General features: G+C 37.9%; 17 protein-coding genes. 6 read left to right on the forward strand and 11 right to left on the reverse strand.

The window, feature by feature from the left end; translation table 11 throughout:
• Positions 1-145: 145 nt before the first annotated feature.
• Positions 146-736 carry an acetate uptake transporter gene (locus Q1K78_RS10215; protein ID WP_300177791.1) on the reverse strand — a complete coding sequence of 197 codons (591 nt, stop codon included), beginning with the start codon at positions 734-736 and terminating at the stop codon, positions 146-148.
• 243 nt (positions 737-979) lie between these two features.
• Here Q1K78_RS10215 and Q1K78_RS10220 point away from each other — a divergent pair, with 243 nt between their 5' ends.
• The 3 genes from Q1K78_RS10220 to Q1K78_RS10230 all read left to right on the forward strand — a co-directional run bounded on the left by Q1K78_RS10220 (position 980) and on the right by Q1K78_RS10230 (position 5024).
• On the forward strand, positions 980-2662 hold the full coding sequence (locus Q1K78_RS10220) for a sensor histidine kinase (protein WP_300177794.1): 1683 nt from the start codon (positions 980-982) through the stop codon (positions 2660-2662).
• Positions 2655-3371, forward strand: a complete 717-nt coding sequence (gene btsR, locus Q1K78_RS10225) for a two-component system response regulator BtsR (protein WP_300177797.1) — start codon at positions 2655-2657, stop codon at positions 3369-3371. Before Q1K78_RS10220 ends, btsR begins: the two co-directional genes overlap by 8 nt.
• Positions 3372-3557: 186 nt before the next feature.
• A complete protein-coding gene (locus Q1K78_RS10230; protein WP_300177800.1) occupies positions 3558-5024 on the forward strand; it encodes a carbon starvation protein A in 1467 nt (488 codons plus the stop codon).
• Positions 5025-5145: 121 nt separating this feature from the next.
• Here Q1K78_RS10230 and Q1K78_RS10235 read toward each other — a convergent pair whose 3' ends face one another.
• The 5 genes from Q1K78_RS10235 to Q1K78_RS10255 form a co-directional block, all read right to left on the reverse strand.
• Positions 5146-5595 carry an exoribonuclease R gene (locus Q1K78_RS10235; protein ID WP_300177803.1) on the reverse strand — a complete coding sequence of 150 codons (450 nt, stop codon included), beginning with the start codon at positions 5593-5595 and terminating at the stop codon, positions 5146-5148.
• Positions 5596-5603: 8 nt separating this feature from the next.
• Entirely contained in the window at positions 5604-6908 is a 1305-nt protein-coding gene (locus Q1K78_RS10240) for a DEAD/DEAH box helicase (RefSeq protein ID WP_300177806.1), read from the reverse strand.
• A 174-nt stretch (positions 6909-7082) separates the two neighbouring features.
• A complete protein-coding gene (locus Q1K78_RS10245; protein ID WP_300177808.1) occupies positions 7083-8372 on the reverse strand; it encodes an NAD(P)/FAD-dependent oxidoreductase in 1290 nt (429 codons plus the stop codon).
• A 309-nt stretch (positions 8373-8681) separates the two neighbouring features.
• A complete protein-coding gene (gene ycfP / locus Q1K78_RS10250; RefSeq protein WP_300177811.1) occupies positions 8682-9233 on the reverse strand; it encodes an alpha/beta hydrolase YcfP in 552 nt (183 codons plus the stop codon).
• 127 nt (positions 9234-9360) lie between these two features.
• Positions 9361-10197 carry a phosphotransferase gene (locus Q1K78_RS10255; protein ID WP_300177815.1) on the reverse strand — a complete coding sequence of 279 codons (837 nt, stop codon included), beginning with the start codon at positions 10195-10197 and terminating at the stop codon, positions 9361-9363.
• Between the two features lie 280 nt (positions 10198-10477).
• On the opposite strand from Q1K78_RS10255, the gene Q1K78_RS10260 reads away from it, so the two are divergent.
• The 3 genes from Q1K78_RS10260 to Q1K78_RS10270 all read left to right on the forward strand — a co-directional run bounded on the left by Q1K78_RS10260 (position 10478) and on the right by Q1K78_RS10270 (position 13321).
• The gene (locus Q1K78_RS10260) at positions 10478-11221 is read left to right on the forward strand and encodes a class I SAM-dependent methyltransferase (protein ID WP_300177818.1); all 744 of its coding nucleotides are present in this window, start codon (positions 10478-10480) and stop codon (positions 11219-11221) included.
• Between the two features lie 343 nt (positions 11222-11564).
• On the forward strand, positions 11565-11924 hold the full coding sequence (locus tag Q1K78_RS10265; RefSeq protein WP_300177821.1) for a hypothetical protein: 360 nt from the start codon (positions 11565-11567) through the stop codon (positions 11922-11924).
• Positions 11921-13321: a methyl-accepting chemotaxis protein gene (locus tag Q1K78_RS10270; RefSeq protein WP_300177823.1), complete on the forward strand. Its 1401-nt coding sequence runs from the start codon at positions 11921-11923 to the stop codon at positions 13319-13321. The genes Q1K78_RS10265 and Q1K78_RS10270 overlap by 4 nt, the downstream gene beginning before the upstream one ends.
• A 157-nt stretch (positions 13322-13478) precedes the next feature.
• On the opposite strand, the gene Q1K78_RS10275 is transcribed toward Q1K78_RS10270, so the two are convergent.
• From Q1K78_RS10275 to hinT, 5 genes are all read right to left on the reverse strand, one after another.
• Positions 13479-13817: a YggL family protein gene (locus tag Q1K78_RS10275; RefSeq protein ID WP_300177826.1), complete on the reverse strand. Its 339-nt coding sequence runs from the start codon at positions 13815-13817 to the stop codon at positions 13479-13481.
• Positions 13818-13976: 159 nt separating this feature from the next.
• Positions 13977-14567 carry a penicillin-binding protein activator LpoB gene (gene lpoB / locus Q1K78_RS10280; protein ID WP_300177829.1) on the reverse strand — a complete coding sequence of 197 codons (591 nt, stop codon included), beginning with the start codon at positions 14565-14567 and terminating at the stop codon, positions 13977-13979.
• A 30-nt stretch (positions 14568-14597) separates the two neighbouring features.
• Entirely contained in the window at positions 14598-14987 is a 390-nt protein-coding gene (locus Q1K78_RS10285; RefSeq protein ID WP_300177832.1) for a YcfL family protein, read from the reverse strand.
• A complete protein-coding gene (locus Q1K78_RS10290; protein ID WP_300177836.1) occupies positions 14987-16384 on the reverse strand; it encodes a hypothetical protein in 1398 nt (465 codons plus the stop codon). Before Q1K78_RS10290 ends, Q1K78_RS10285 begins: the two co-directional genes overlap by 1 nt.
• Before the next feature lie 67 nt (positions 16385-16451).
• Positions 16452-16802 carry a purine nucleoside phosphoramidase gene (gene hinT, locus Q1K78_RS10295; RefSeq protein WP_060990770.1) on the reverse strand — a complete coding sequence of 117 codons (351 nt, stop codon included), beginning with the start codon at positions 16800-16802 and terminating at the stop codon, positions 16452-16454.
• Positions 16803-16955 lie beyond the last annotated feature (153 nt).

Here is a 16955-nt window from a genome sequence, read left to right on the forward strand (position 1 = left end):
AAGAAAAAGAGCAAACACCCAAGAAGCATTATTGAGCCTATACCAATAAAAAAAATAAAAGCATTAAATACAAAAAAAGGCCGCTTACTAATAATTAGTAAGCGGCCTTTTTTTATTCTACAAACAGGCAGTTATAAGCAAAAACTTATGCTGTAACGGTTACTGCTTCTTTCGCTTTCATTTCACCAACAGGTAATACAGTACGACCGTACTCACCATTAATTACTTGAGCCATAGAGAAGTACATTGCACTTAAACCACAGAATATACCAACATAACCAGCCATGTGGCCAATTAAAACACTACCAGTAAAATCGCGAGCTGAAAGCAATGCGAACAAAATAGTTAAGCTACCAAATACAACCTGCTTAGCGCGTGGGTAGTTGAACGTACCTAAGAATAAGAAGAATGTTAGAACACCCCACATTGCAAGATACCACCCCATGAAAGCAGGTGATGTTGCTTGGCCTAGGCCCATTTCAGGCATAAGAATTAGACCAACTAATGATAGCCAGAAGAAACCGTAAGAAGTGAATGCTGTAGTACCAAATGTATTACCTTTTTTATACTCCATGATGCCTGCAATTACTTGCGCGATGCCACCGTAAAAAAGACCCATTGATAAGATCGCAGTATTTAAAGGAAAGAAACCAGCGTTATGCAGGTTTAATAACACAGTTGTCATACCAAAAGCCATTAAGCCTAATGGTGCTGGATTCGCAAGTTTATTTGACATGCTGGAGCCTCAAAAAAAAGTGTAATGATTAAAAAAATGTTTAGGATAAGCATTCTATTTATACGTGCTCAACATCACAACTACCAATAATGAAATCTTACATTTCACTTATTGCATTCTTACATTTAAGTCATTTTGTACCTATTTTATAATTGATAACACTCAGTTTTCCGCCTTCTATTTAGACACCCTATCTATTTCCAATTACACTACAAACTCCTGCTTTATTTATAGAGAGCCGTCATGGAATTGGTGTTTTCCCTTTTACAACAATTAAGTGTTTACCTTGTACTGGCTTATCTACTCAGTAAAACACCCTTGTTTTTGCCTATAACCACTATTTCAGGACGCTGGAGCCACCGCTTTCTTTGTTACATCATCTTTTCTGGTTTCTGTATTCTTGGTACTTATTTTGGTCTTGCTATTCAAGATGCTATCGCAAATACTCGGGCTATTGGCGCGGTAATGGGGGGGGTTCTTGGCGGTCCTTTCGTTGGCTTTTTTGTTGGACTAACTGGTGGTCTACATCGCTATTCTATGGGCGGGTTCACCGACCTTGCTTGTGCTATATCAACCACATCAGAAGGACTACTTGGTGGTTTGTTCCATTTATACTTCGTTAGAAAAAATAAAATTGAACAGCTATTTAGACCAAGAACCGTGTTAATGATTGCGTTTATCGCTGAATTACTACAAATGACGATCATTCTTATTGTAGCGAAGCCTTTTGATCAAGCTTATGCACTTGTTTCTTCTATTATCTTGCCAATGATTGTTGCTAACTCGGTTGGTGCTGCCATGTTCATGAGTATCATCCAAGATAGAAAAGCCATTTATGAAAAATACTCTGCGGCTTTCTCTAATAAAGCGCTTAATATTGCACAACGCTCGGTTGGGATATTAAGCCAAGGATTTAACCAAGAAAACAGCAAACAAATTGCACAAATTATCTATGAAGAAACCGGGGTCGGTGCAGTATCAATTACAGACAAAGAAAAAATATTGGCCTTTATTGGTATCGGTGCCGACCATCATTTACCAGGAACCCTTATCGCTTCTGACTACACACGAAAAGCAATAACACAAAGTAAAGTAATGTACATCGATGGTGACGAACACCCCTATCAATGTTCAATTAATGATAAATGCAAACTTGGTTCTGCCTTGGTTATTCCGCTTATTGGGGCAAATAATGAGGTTATTGGCACCATTAAACTGTATGAACCAAAACTGAAATTATTTTCCTATATCAACCTAACATTAGGTGAAGGTATTGCTAAACTGCTATCAAACCAGATCCTAACTGGTCGATACCTGCAACAACAAACGCTACTAACTCAAGCTGAACTGCGTTTATTACAAGCTCAAGTAAACCCTCACTTCTTATTTAATGCATTAAATACCATTAGTGCCGTTATTCGCCGCGATCCAAATCGAGCGAGAGAGCTTATTCAGCATTTATCTCAATTTTTCCGCCAAAATTTAAAACAGAACTTTGAGCAAGTCACCTTAAAAGAAGAATTACATCACGTACAATCTTATTTAGAAATCGAACTCGCTCGTTTTGCAGATCGACTGACAGTGACGGTGGACGTCGACGAGAAGCTGAATCAACTTAAGTTACCCACTTTTACATTACAACCCTTGGTTGAAAATGCGATTAAACATGGAACATCAAATATGTTTGAAGATGGAGAGATCACGATCAAAGCCTATTTATCCCATCATCAAATTATTCTTGAAGTCATAGATAATGCAGGGTTATACGTTGAACAGAAAAACAGCGATGGTTTAGGAACAAACATTGTTGATAAACGATTAAAAAATCAATTTGGTGAGGCGTTTGGGTTAACAATGTCTTGCATTGAAAACCAACAAACCAAAGCCACTATTCACTTACCATTAGAGACGATGCATCATGCTTAAAGCCATTGTGATTGACGACGAACTATTTGCCCGCGAAGAGTTAATAGAACAATTAAATGAGATTGGTCACATTAATATTATTGCAGAGTGCGGCAATGCCATTGATGGATTAAAACAAATAAACAGACTCAAACCTGATGTTGTTTTTCTTGATATTCAAATGCCTAAGATCACAGGAATGGAGCTGATCAGTATGTTAGCTCCTGAGAGCATGCCGAATGTGGTTTTTGTTACCGCTTATGATGAGTTTGCCGTAAAAGCCTTCGAAGATAATGCCTTTGATTATCTACTTAAACCGATTGAACCTTGTCGCCTTCAAAAAACCGTAAAGCGATTATTAGCCGCAGACATAAAACAAGACCTATCCCCTATTGCTCAAACAGAGATTGAATTGATCCCCTGCTCTGGTCACAACCGCATTCTTCTTTTGCCCTCTCATGATATTGAAGTGGCTAGCATTCAAGCATCTGGGGTTGAGTTGCTGACAAAAACAGAAAAAGCATGCACTCAACTGACTCTAAAAGTCCTTGAAGAAAAAACGCCATTGATCCGCTGTCACCGCCAATTTTTAATTAATCCCCATTTCATTAGAGAGATTAAATTGCATGACAATGGCACAAGTGACATTGTAACGCAAAGCGGTCACGTAGCCCAAGTCAGCCGACGTTATCTTAAAGAAATTAAAGAGCGCCTTGGCATTCAAAGTTAATCGAATGTCATAGATTCTCACCACTTAATACGAACCAAAAACCACTTAACATTAAATAACACCACTTAGCCTCTTATCACAACCACTCACCTTTTCAGGGCGTGAACTCTTTACGCCCATCAGTATGATAACCAACATATCAATTTGTTTATTTAATTAACCAGTAATTCAAACAAGGAATAAATTATGATTTGGTTTCTAACTTGCGTCGCTGCACTTATCGGTGGTTACTTCATCTATGGTGCCTTTATTGAAAAAATCTTCGGCATCAAAGAAGACAGAAAAACCCCCGCTTATACTAAAACTGATGGCGTTGATTTTGTTCCAATGTCGACACCACGAGTCTATCTGGTTCAACTTCTAAACATTGCAGGTGTCGGTCCAATTTTTGGCCCAATCATGGGTGCCCTTTACGGCCCTGCAGCTATGTTATGGATTGTACTTGGTTGTATTTTTGCAGGCGCAGTACACGATTACTTCTCTGGTATGCTTTCTATTCGTAATGGTGGGGCTTCAGTACCAACGATTACCGGAAAATACTTAGGCAATGGCGCAAAACACTTTATGAATGTGTTCGCGATTGTTCTACTTCTTCTTGTTGGTGTTGTCTTTGTTTCTGCTCCAGCAAGTATGCTAACAAACCTAATGAATGACCAATTTGATTTAGGTGTCACGATGACATCAATGGTTGTTATCATTTTTGGTTACTATATCTTGGCGACGATCGTGCCGGTAGATAAAATCATCGGTCGCTTCTATCCATTATTTGGCGCTCTATTGATTTTCATGTCTGTTGGCCTAATTTCAGCCATTGCATTATCAAGTGATCACTCAGTTCTTGGTAGCTACGAACCGAGCCAAATGTTTACCAACATGAACCCGAACGATTTACCATTATGGCCTGCTCTATTTATCACCATTGCTTGTGGTGCTATCTCTGGTTTTCACGCAACACAATCCCCTCTTATGGCACGCTGCATGGAAAATGAAAAGAATGGTCGCTTCGTATTCTACGGTGCAATGATTGGTGAAGGCATTATCGCTCTTATCTGGTGTGCTATCGCTCTGTCTTTCTTTGATGGGATGGAAGCGCTTCAAGCTGCTGTTGCTGATGGGGGCCCTGGAAACGTCGTTTATGCCTCTTCATTTGGTCTTTTGGGTACGTTTGGTGGCATCCTCGCTTTCTTAGGTGTTGTTATCCTACCAATCACATCGGGTGACACTGCATTCCGCTCAAGCCGATTAATCCTTGCTGAATATTTCAATATGGAACAAAAAACACTTCGTAACCGTCTATTAATGGCGCTTCCACTGTTTGTTCTTGGTGCAGTCTTAACACAAGTTGACTTCGGTATTATCTGGCGCTACTTCGGTTTTGCTAACCAAACAACAGCGGTAATGATGTTATGGACTGCAACGGCTTACTTGGTTCGTCATAATAAACTGCATTGGGTTTCAACTGTACCTGCGATATTTATGACAAGCGTTTGTATTACGTTCATTCTAAGTAACAGTCAACTAGGCTTTGGTTTACCAATGATACTATCAACCATTACTGGTGTGGTTTCAGCTCTGGTTATTGCCGGTCTTGTTATTGTGAAATCAAAAAATAAAGGCCAAATTGATACTGAAGAAGAGAGTCTCCAATCTTAAAGTAATGTTATAACTTCCCCCTATAACATGCATATTAAAAGCCCAAATAAAAAACGCCAGTGATAATAACCACTGGCGTTTTTATAATTTGAACTTACTTGCTTTGTATTTATTGATAGCGTTACTTTTGTTTCGCTGCGATTGCGGCGTAATCACCAAGTAATTTAGAGAGTATTGGTAACCAATTCAACGCATCTGTTGGTGGCTTAACTAAGATTTTCTCAACCAATTCACAATGCTCTTCTAACGATACTGTTTCTTCTAAATTAAATAACATTGCATAAGCATGCCACAAAACAAGACGCATCATACGTAAGCTATTTTGTTGTGAGTTTTCAGACTCAGAAAATGCGTGAGTCACTTCACCAAGAGCAACGGCAGCAAGACGAAGCATGGCATCTAATTGAGCCGTTTGCATACGATCTTGATTGGCTACTTCTTCTTGTTCAAACGTAAAGATCTCTTTTATTGTCTCTTCAGGAACCATGCGACTAATCACACGGTGGCTGAACTCTTCAAGATCATGACGTGGCATTGTTACCAAGCAAGAAAAAGTGTAATCACGTTCCATTTTTAATCCTACTTTTTAAGCTTAGTTATACCAGCTTTCTTCTGAATTACGTTCTTCAAACGCATACGGCGCTCTGCTGAAGACTGATCTTGATTCACATTCGTTGCATTATTCGTACGACCTTTGCGATCTTTAAATCCAGCTTTCGTGTTCACTTTTTCAATGTAAGCATCACGGCTCTTAGGCTCGTAACCCGCTTGAACTACACGGTGAATACGTTGCTGAATTAGCGTTTCAACTTGAACCACTGTTAACTCTTCTTCACGACTAACAAAAGAGATCGCATGACCTTTTTTACCAGCACGGCCAGTACGACCAATACGGTGAACATAATCTTCTGCTAAGAAAGGCATATCGTAGTTAATTACGTGTGGTAAATCGACAATATCAAGACCACGAGCAGCAACATCCGTTGCAACCATTACACGAGCTTTACCTTCTTTAAACTCTTCTAATGCACGACGACGAGCACTCTGAGCTTTATCTCCGTGACAAATAACCGCTTTAATACCATCAAGCTTAAGCTCTTTAACAATATTATTTGCCGTTTCTTTGTAGTTTACAAATACCAGAACTTGCTGCCAGTTTTTACGTCCAATCAGTTCTGATAATAATTCTGTTTTACGCTCTTCGTCTACTGGGTAAACAACGTGAGCAATAGTCGATGCCGTCATATTTTCACGGTCAACCGAAACACGCTTTGGACGACGTAATATATCACTAGCTAATTTATTCATTTGCGCTGAAGACGTCGCAGAGAACAACATAATTTGTGGTGCTGAGTTCACTTCCATCATGATATTACGAATTGCGTTAACAAAACCCATATCTAACATGCGGTCTGCTTCATCAAACACTAAAAACTCAAGATTAGCGATAGAGATATTACCCTCTTCGATGTGCTCTTGAAGACGACCAGGAGTCGCCACTAAGATATCAACGCCCGGATCCAATGCTCTCTCTTGAGAAGACATTTTTTTACCGCCAAATACCGCGGTTACAGATAATGCTGTGTATTTTGTGTAGTCAGCAATGTTTGATGCGATCTGCTCTGCTAGCTCACGAGTTGGAGCCAAAATTAACGCACGAGCTGAACGACGCGTTGCTGTTTTTTTCGAATCAAGTAATAGCTGAATCACAGGCAATGCAAACGCGGCAGTTTTGCCTGTACCTGTTTGAGCATTTGCTAGAATATCATGACCTTTACGTGCCAAAGGAATAGCTTTTTGCTGGATTGGGGTTAATTTCTGATAACCACATTCAGTTAATGCTTTTACGACTTCAGGTGCGAAACCTTGAGATGAAAATGACATAAAGTGGATTCCTTAAGCGAATAGTCTATGTATTCAGTGAACAATAATTTAGCCGCGCATTATAAATGATTTATGGTGAGTTAGCGCACGTTTTTTGTTATTCCATCATAAAAAAAGGCAGAAACACCAAAGTATTTCTGCCTTCTTACCGATTTGTTTTTAAAATGGCTTAAATTAGTGAAGTTTTAAGCTCGGACGTAGTACTCGGTTAATTCGGCCAACTAACATGATCAAGGTTGTTTTAAAGACACCATGCAATGCAATTTGGTGCATGCGGTATAGTGAAATATACACAATACGCGCAATACGACCTTCAACCATCATAGAGCCTTTAGTTAGATTACCCATTAAGCTACCAACCGTTGAGAAGTTACTTAACGACACTAAAGAACCGTGATCTTTATAAATATACGGTTTCATATCGCGGTCAGTCATCTTAGCAACGATATTTTTAAATGCATGGCTTGCCATCTGATGTGCCGCTTGCGCACGAGGTGGCACAAAACCGCCTTCTGGCTTTTCACACGATGCTAGATCACCAATAACAAAAATATCGTCATCACGAGTCGTTTGCAGTGTTGGCTTAACGACAAGTTGATTAATGCGGTTTGTTTCAAGCCCTGCAATGTCTTTCATAAAATCTGGCGCTTTGATACCCGCAGCCCACACCATGATTTGAGCTGGAATAACATCACCATCTTTAGTGTGTAAACCTTCAGAATCTGCCTTAGTTACCATAGTCATCGTTCTAACGTTTACACCCAGTTTTGTTAACTCACTGTGCGCAGCAGACGAAATACGAGGAGGCAGAGCAGGGAGAATTCGCTCACCCGCTTCAACAAGGCTTACATTCAATTTTGCAGAATCTAAATCCCCAAAACCATATAAACGTAGCTCTTTAATCGCATTATGAAGCTCAGCAGAAAGCTCAACACCCGTTGCACCTGCACCAACAATCGCTATATCAACGGTTTTTTGTGTTGGATGCATATGAAGTTTTAAGAACTGATTGTTCATTTCCGTACGGAAGCGATGCGCTTGCTCTGGGCTATCAAGGAAAATACAATTTTCACGAACGCCTGGAGTATTGAAATCATTCGACGTAGAGCCAATCGCAAGGATTAAATAATCGTACTCAATCTCTCTTGTTGGGATGAGTAACTCTCCATGTTCATCTTTAATTTCAGCTAGAGTAATAAATTTGCGGTCACGGTTGATATCGCACAAACTGCCCATTTGAAAATCAAAAGAATGATTTTTAGCATGAGCACGATAACTAATAGCATCAACACCCTCATCTAACGAGCCTGTCGCTACTTCATGCAGCAATGGCTTCCATAAGTGGCTTGTTTTACGATCAACTAAGGTTACTTCTGCACGGCCTTTGCGACCTAGTGTACGACCAAATTTAGTAGCAAGTTCTAAACCACCAGCTCCACCACCAACAATAACAATTTTAGTCATTACAATTTTCCTCTAAAGAATAAAAAGGGGATCAATCCGAACATATCGAATCAAAAAATTTAAAAATGAGCACTGTATGCTTCTTTTCATTATTTTTTGCATTATATCTCCCTATTTCAGATGTTATCAAGCAGATATAGATGTTATATAGAAGATTTCTTTTGAGGTGTGAAATAAATGGGAAAATTGTATTATTTTGTAACAGGAGATCGTTTCTTTGGTTTAGATCAAAAAACCTCACGATATTGTGAGGTTTTTATTATGTTACTGAGGCTTTTTATTCTTACATCGAATTTATAAAAACAGGCACTAAATCAGCGTTTCTGCTTCTTTAAAGGCTTTCATTGCCTGTAGATGCTGAGAGATTTTCTTAAACTTATGCGTTTCGTTTTCATCCCAGATAATTTGATAATAAGGTTCAAGCTCTATTGCCGTCGCTGAGTTATCACGGATTTCATCACTTTTCGATAAAATACATAAACAGTTTTCTTTGTTTTTATTTCGGAACTTCTCAATACACTTGGTCGCGATATCTGTGTACTCTTCAGGCCGGTCGATTCGACCTTCCATGTTCACTTCTGGATGCAAGTTAGGATTAAAAATCACCTGGCGAATACCGCATAAGAAACCAATGCGTTCAGCCCAAAAACCACCTAAACCAACACCACAAATAATAGGATTTGGATCACCAGCTTGCTCTATAACCTTATAGACTTCTTTTAATAAATACTGCATATCATGTTTAGGATGCAAAGTGCTGTAGTTAATAAAACGCACATCTTCGTCAATAAACTGAAGCTGCATAATCTTTTCATGATTACCCGGGCTGGTTGAGTCGAAGCCGTGAAGGTAAATAATCATGTATTCCCCCTGTTCCTGAATAAGAATTTTCCATATAGTAAATTTAATCTACCATGAAAAATAAGGTTTTAAAGCCCTTAGCTTGAGCAATAATGAGAACAGTGATCTACCCTAGATTATTACTGATTTATTTCTGAATTAAAGGTAATAATTTCTTTAGCTTGTTCATTTCTCGCTCAGCCAACTCTTGATAACAATGGTCTTTGAGCAATTGATGGCCTAGCGAAAACCATAGTGCCCCCATAAAGCACACCCAAGGCGTCCAATAGGCCACCGCTTTTTGCCAAGGTTCGATGTCAAAATTACGTTGACGACAGTAATTAAAAACAACCTCATCAACAGCAAATTGATTCGCAATAATCATCGTAGTTAAATCTTGACTCGGATCACCGATAGAAGCGTACTCCCAATCAATTAGGCCATGGCCTTCTTCTTTTACAATTATATTATAAGCGCCAATATCGTAATGGCATAAACAAGGTGTAAACAAAGCCCGTTCTTCTTTTTTAGAAAAATAATCAACGTAAGTTTGCATTTCTCTTGTTTGATTTTCTATTTCTAATGATGACCAGTAATTCAAAATACGTAATTTCAAACTCATCACATCATTTTTAAGCTCATCAGTGAAGTCATCTGTTGTCAGTTGGTGAACGGAGACTAATAGCTCAACGGCAACGTTTTGAGCTTTATCAAGGGCAAGCATTTCCCCATCAAACCATTCAACTAATAAACCATGTTCATTCGAGTTATGTACTCTTGGGGTAAAAGGTACCGCATGTAACGCCATTAAGATGTCACGTTCTTTATCTCGATCTGCACCAAGTAACTTCGCTTGATCTGAAACAGGACGCCAAACAAAAGTTCCTTCTTTTGCTTCTACTTTTAAACAAGCATTGGTTAACCCACCAGATAGTAATGATATCTTACGAAGGTTTAATCCAAATTCATTAAAATTAATATCCATAGTCCTGCTCAAAAAATACCGACATAACATAGTGTTAGATAAGTCTATCACAACTGTGTATTCCGTTTGATTTTGTCTCAAAATTACGCCATAAATTGATTTTGCATTATTCGTAATTATATCTATTCAAACTTGATTTTTTGGATTAATATCCGCGGCCTACGCGTCTCTTGAGGTTTAACGATTATACAGCTCTCACCTGACGTACTTATTACATACCTTTCCAAATAAGCGGTTAATCATACACTTAAAGTAGACTGGTGTTATTTAGGATCGAGAGATGTCCTCTAACGCTTTATATACTGATTTATCTGGCTATTACGATTTAATGTGTGCTGATATCGACTATCAAGAACAAAGTAATTTTGTCCGTCGTATACATCAAATCTTTGGTAATCAAGGAAGAGATTATCTCGATTTAGCTTGTGGCACAGGTCCACACGTTAAACATTTTATTAACTACGGATATCAAGCAAAAGGCTTAGACATTAATCAACCAATGCTTGACCTTGCAAAGCTGCGTAACCCTGATGCTGAATTTATTTTACATGATATGAGTAACTTTACGGTTGATGAACCTTTAGATTTAATCACCTGTTTTCTTTATTCAATTCATTACAATGCAAATATTGAAAAACTGGCAGAATGCATTGCCAGTGCTCATGCTGCATTAAAGGCTGAAGGCGTACTGTGCTTTAACTCTGTAGCAAGAAACAAAATCGACAATCGCTCATTTGTAAAACACGCCGTAGAGCATGAAGGTAGCCAATTTACCTTCCAATCAGGTTGGAACTATTGTGGTGAAGGTGAGCAACAACACTTATTGCTTAAAATAGAAAAAACAACAGATGGCGTGACAGAAATTTGGGATGATAAGCACCCAATGGTTGCGGTTGATTTTGAACAGCTGCAAACACTGCTAGAACCTTACTTTGAGGTTCACTTATTTGAACATGATTATGAAAAAATAATACCATTAAATGATAACTCAGGTAATGCTATTATTGTTTGTGTAAAGAAATAATTGAAATACCACTAACTTACACATCTACTAACAAAGCAGATAATAACGACTTAATGTAACTTGATGTAACTTAAGTTGTTATAATGCTGGCAACGATAAATAAAAAACCAATTAAAACAAAGACATAACAGCAGATTCCCAACCAGTAAAATTAGATCATTTAATCTAGATAAATATGGAATAAGAATAAATAACATGTAAAATACATTCTAATACCATATTAATCTGAATCATTTAAATGATAAAAAAAATCACGTCTATCTTTTGTATTGTTATCTTAATTATTTTAACACTTACACTTATCGCCTCTGAAAAATTCTTAAAGGAATATAAAGAGGTAAATATGGCTCATGCAAACGATTTAGCTTTAAATGTCGTTGAATCTAGTTATAACGCCGCAATTGATGGGCTACTTGGTACAGTGTCCTCTTTATCTGCCGCGATAGAACTCAACCCTAACGAACCATTTAATGAACCTCTAATTTTAAATAACATAAATGATATCGTAAAAGCAAACAAAGCCTATAAGAACGTCATATTAACTAAATTAAATGGCGATGTATTTTCTGTATCGGCTAATGGTTGGACCCTACTTTTAATGCGATTAAAGAAAATCGTGAATGGTTTAACACTATTATACGAGATAATAATATATCAAACATATCTGACCCTTATCTATCTAATGATGGTGGATATGAAATGACCGTTAGTACTCCTCTTCTATTCAATAAAAAAGTTGTCGGTGTATTAGCTGTCGTTGTCGATTTAAACACATTGATGCCAAATACTGGTATTGAATTTGCGCTAACTACTCAAGATGGTTATATCATCGCTATAGATAATAGCTCTCAAGACTGGTTATCTAAAAACTTATTTGAAGTTCGACCAACCTATAAAGCAATTCAAGACAAACCAATGGTTCTTGATACCCCTTCTGGTTCTCTATATAGCCTATTTAAAACACCATTTACTCATGGTGTTACTGGTTACATTTTCACCAACCAGACAATGACATCAGACAATGCAAGAAGTATACAAACCGCTTTAATTGCTGTGTTAATCACTATTGCTGTACTATTAACCCTTGCTCAATTTATTGTTGTACGTCACGAACTGTCTCACGTTAAAACTGTTGTTGATAGCATTGGTCGTATGGCAAACGGGGATTTTCAATCAATCAATATACCTAAAACTGGCAATGAAATTGATCTAATCACCAATTCATTAACCCAGCTACAGCATCGTGTTAATACCGTAATGGTTAGTACTAGCGCCATTACAAACAAATTATCAGAACATCAAGAGCAGATATCCATCATCGCTACTCATAATGTTAACCGTTCTGAAACAGAGCTTCATCATATTGATCAGGTAGCTACCGCAATTAGCCAAATGGCAACAACTGCACATAGCATTGCAGCTAATGCATTAACAGCCGAAGGTGAAACCAGCGCAACTCTAACTCTATCGTCTTCAAGCTTAAATACATTACAACAATCATCACAAATCGTTAATCAAGTATCATCTTCTGTCAAAGAATCTGCGGGTATTTTTGAAGAGCTTAAAACATTGTCTGATAACATCAGTTCTGTTGTAGATGTTATTGGCAATATTTCAAACCAAACCAATTTACTTGCATTGAATGCTGCTATTGAAGCCGCACGAGCTGGCGAACAAGGCCGTGGTTTCGCTGTCGTTGCTGATGAAGTTCGTGCATTAGCGGTGAAAACTCAAACGTCGACTGAAGATATACAAAATATCATTACTACACTACAGGCTGGAGCAACGAAAGCGGCGGGGGCAATGGAAAGTAACGTTCAGTTAACTAGCGAACTTGCCGTCATTTCAGATGAAATTGAAAGTGCTTTCAATGATATATCAAGCAAAGTATCCTTACTTGTTGATATTAACTCTTCGGTAGCAACAACCTCTGAAGAACAATCCACCGTAAATCAAAACATAGCTCAAAATGTAAACGATATTAAAAATATGGTTGTAGATAATTTAGCAGGAATGAATGATGCTATTGACTCTAATCGTGAAATGGTTACTTTAGTTGAAGAACTAAAAAATGAAGTAAGCTTCTTTAAAGTTAGTTAAAATCACGCTTATCAATCAAAATAAATTATCCATAGACAAAAAAACACCCTCAACCTAATGGATGAGGGTGTTTTTCTATTTCTATTTCTATTTCTATTTCTATTAATCAATTATGTCTTAATGACTAAATAAGTCACAGAGCAAGTTCGAATAATACTTATAGGTAGTTAGCGTCAAGTAACTCGCTGATCTCAACTTTACTTACTTCAGAACGGCTGTCTAGCCAGTTAGCAACTAAAAGCTGCTCTTCTGCTGTTGCTGAATGGTAACGCTCAACTGAACATACAAAGCCTTCAAATAGCTCAAGACCACCACCACAGAAGCATAAATCGATGCTGTTGATGTAATCAATGAATTCATCTACAAACACATCATACTGATCGAAGTCTTTAAATTTAGTAACACAGCTTACTTCAAAACCAAGAAGCGCAAACTCACCTAGGTATAATTTTTTACGAATACGGCGATTTTTGTTTTCTAACTTGTTAAGTTTCATAGCATTTCTCTCTTTGATTTATCTAGCCTTATTTATACTCCTTTCCGTCACTTTTCCCAAGCTTTGATTGAAAGAAAATAAATAAGTTTTCATACACACAAAAGTCAGAGCAGTTTCCTACTCTGGCTTTGTTAAATGTTCAAATTAGAGTTGGGGTAATTACCAACCTAATAGGCTTTTCTCTTGCTGTTTACGGATTTCAGTTTCATCAGCCCACTCGATGAGGCCTGTTTCTAAATCCATTAAACGCATTGTCATTTTGTAATATACGTCTTTATCGCTACCCGCATTTTTTACGATGCTAGACAGGTTACCGTAAAGCATGTATTGAGCGCCAACCATTTTACCAAATTGAATCGCAGTATTTTGATTTACTAGCTCATCATTATTTTGGAAATTCAGTTGCGTACGAACCGCTTCAACACGATCCATATCAACAAAACGGAACTTACCAGAGTTAAGCAATTTAGTACTGATTGAGTCAGTTACTGATTCTGTATCAATGTGCTCGCTTGTTTTGTTCTTAATGCTTTCAACAAAAACAATTGGACGATTACCTTGAGTAATTTGGGCAACAGCACCAGAAGAAAGCATGCTCTCAGTCATCTCTCCCGCAATCTTTTGTAGATCAGTTGAACCAAAATCTACTGTTGTTGTTTCAACTGCTTGAGCGTCACCGTAGCTTACTTTATTAGAACAGCCACCGAGTAATACCGCTAAACCTAGTAATGCAATTACACTTTTCTTCATCTTTATTTTCCTCTAGTGAGTGTTTTTAAATTATTCTAATGTACGGATCTGAACTCTAAATTGAGTTGCTTCAGGCTTCATTGCTACCCCTTGAATACTCATGGTATCTAAACCACGAACAATAAAAGTGCGCCAAGGTGAATCAGAACCATTCACTTCTAAACCTTGAGCATCATACCAGTAAAAACGATACTGAAGCTGTTGATCCCCTGTGAATTTACTTGTAACTGACACAATACCACGAACTAAACCATTATTATCTTGAGTACTGATCTGCTCCACTGATAAACGGTGTCCAAGTACATTATCGCCAAAAAGTACTTTTTGCGTACTGCTATCAACACTAATACCCGCAGTTTGGCTTGAACTACAAGCAGCCAGTGCCAATGGTAATAGCAAAACGATAAGCCATTTTTTCATTATATTTCTCCTAATTGTTTATGCCACCATGTGACAGCGTTTCCTTGCCTTGATACCCAAACGACCACAGTATGGCCTTCTTTGACGGTAAAGTTGAGCTTACTTCCTTGATATTGAATCTTGTTTTCACCCGCATCAACATTCATGCTTGTCACACTGATCATTGATGGCAATGTTTGCCAACTACGCGTGTCTGGTTGCTCTGTTAATGAGTTAAAGATAGTTAATACTGCATTAGCTAACTCTTCTTCTTTGGTGTTTCTTGATGTTTTTCGTAATTCATCTTTAGCCACAACACGCAACGCTTGTCTAATGACCATTGCAGGAATACGCTCATTGAGATCATTTCGAGCCATTAACATAACATCAGCCACTTGATCTGATTTTACTGCTGTATTATTGACATTAAGTGGAAGAAAAACATCTCGATTTATCTTTTTGTAATACGGTAATGCTAGGTTATATTGAACGAAATTACCTTGACTATCCCACATTGGTAATCGTAATCGCCAATCAGAGAGCTGTGGTAAAATACCTTGCTCATCAATAATAATGACACGGCTTTCAGTACGACTTGGCACTTGATACGCACCATACTGTTTTTCTAATAGTGCAATGTCATTACGCATTCCAAGTCGGCGAGCTAATCGCTGGACTGATTCAATCACCGTTTTATTATTGGGTGCGACTGCAAGTGCTCGCTTATAATCAATATAGGCATCACTGTAATTTCGGTTGGTTTCAAACAATAAACCAGAATAATAGAAAAGATACCCATTCTGTACCGCTGCCAACTTATTACCTACGTCTGGATAGTTCGCTAAAATCGCACCAACGTTAGCATCTACCCCTTTTTTCTTTGCTTCTTTCTCAGCAGATTGTAACTCTTTCTCACGATCTCTCTTGGCTTGCTCTTGAATGTAATTTGCTTTTCTAACTTCAATCAATGCGCCTTCTAAATCGTTATTTTTTAAATAATTCAATGAAAGGTAAAGATGCAAATAACCCAATTCATAATCGGCGGGTTTATAATCGATCAAGTTATCATTCGTTACCAAAGAGCCAACTTGATTAGCAGAATCTGATACCGAAATCACCGCTTGGTCACTTTGCATTCTGGTTGCTTGTTCTGCCCCCTCAAAATTCACTTTACTTTCAGCGTATTGCTCACTCAATAAGGCAACTCGACCGCGCTCTAGATTATCTAGGATAGGCCCACCGACTTCAGGGGCTTCCTCGCTATACGCTTGTTTAGCCTCGCCATTCTTTACCAACAGATAAGTCTCATCCGTCTGAGCAGAATAGTGGCTAAATAAATTTCCAACAGATAGATTGGCGCACCCTGATAACAACAGAGTGAAAGAAAGTACGATGGTTTTTTTTAATATCGACGTCATTAAAATAGAAAAACTCTCAGTTGAAAAAAGTAAGGCTCCGGAATATAGGAGCCTTTATAGAGATCTATTAACTTAGCAGCATAGGGCCTAATGGACGACCGCCCACTAGATGCATATGAATATGGTATACCTCTTGGCCACCATGTGGATTACAGTTTACAATCAAACGATATCCATCTTCAGCAATGCCTTCCTCAATCGCAATTTTTTTAGCCACGGTAAATAAGCGACCCATTACTAGCTCATCTTCTGCTTCTACATCATTTGTAGTTGGGATCAACTTATTAGGAATAATTAATACGTGGCTTGGTGCGCGTGGATTAATATCACGAAACGCAGTAACTAAATCATCTTGATAAACCACATCCGCAGGGATCTCTTTGCGAATAATTTTACTAAAAATCGTTTCTTCAGCCATGAAGCTTCTCCAATATTACCAAATATTCTATTTTTCATCATTAATCTTAGTATGCGTCACAAATTACTCAAAAACAATAACTTGACCATGAAGTTAGACACAAAACCTTCTCAAATTAATAAAACGGCACACGGTTTATTGGAGGGGTATTTA

Source organism: uncultured Aliivibrio sp. (assembly GCF_946479765.1).
Taxonomy (GTDB): Bacteria; Pseudomonadota; Gammaproteobacteria; order Enterobacterales; family Vibrionaceae; genus Aliivibrio.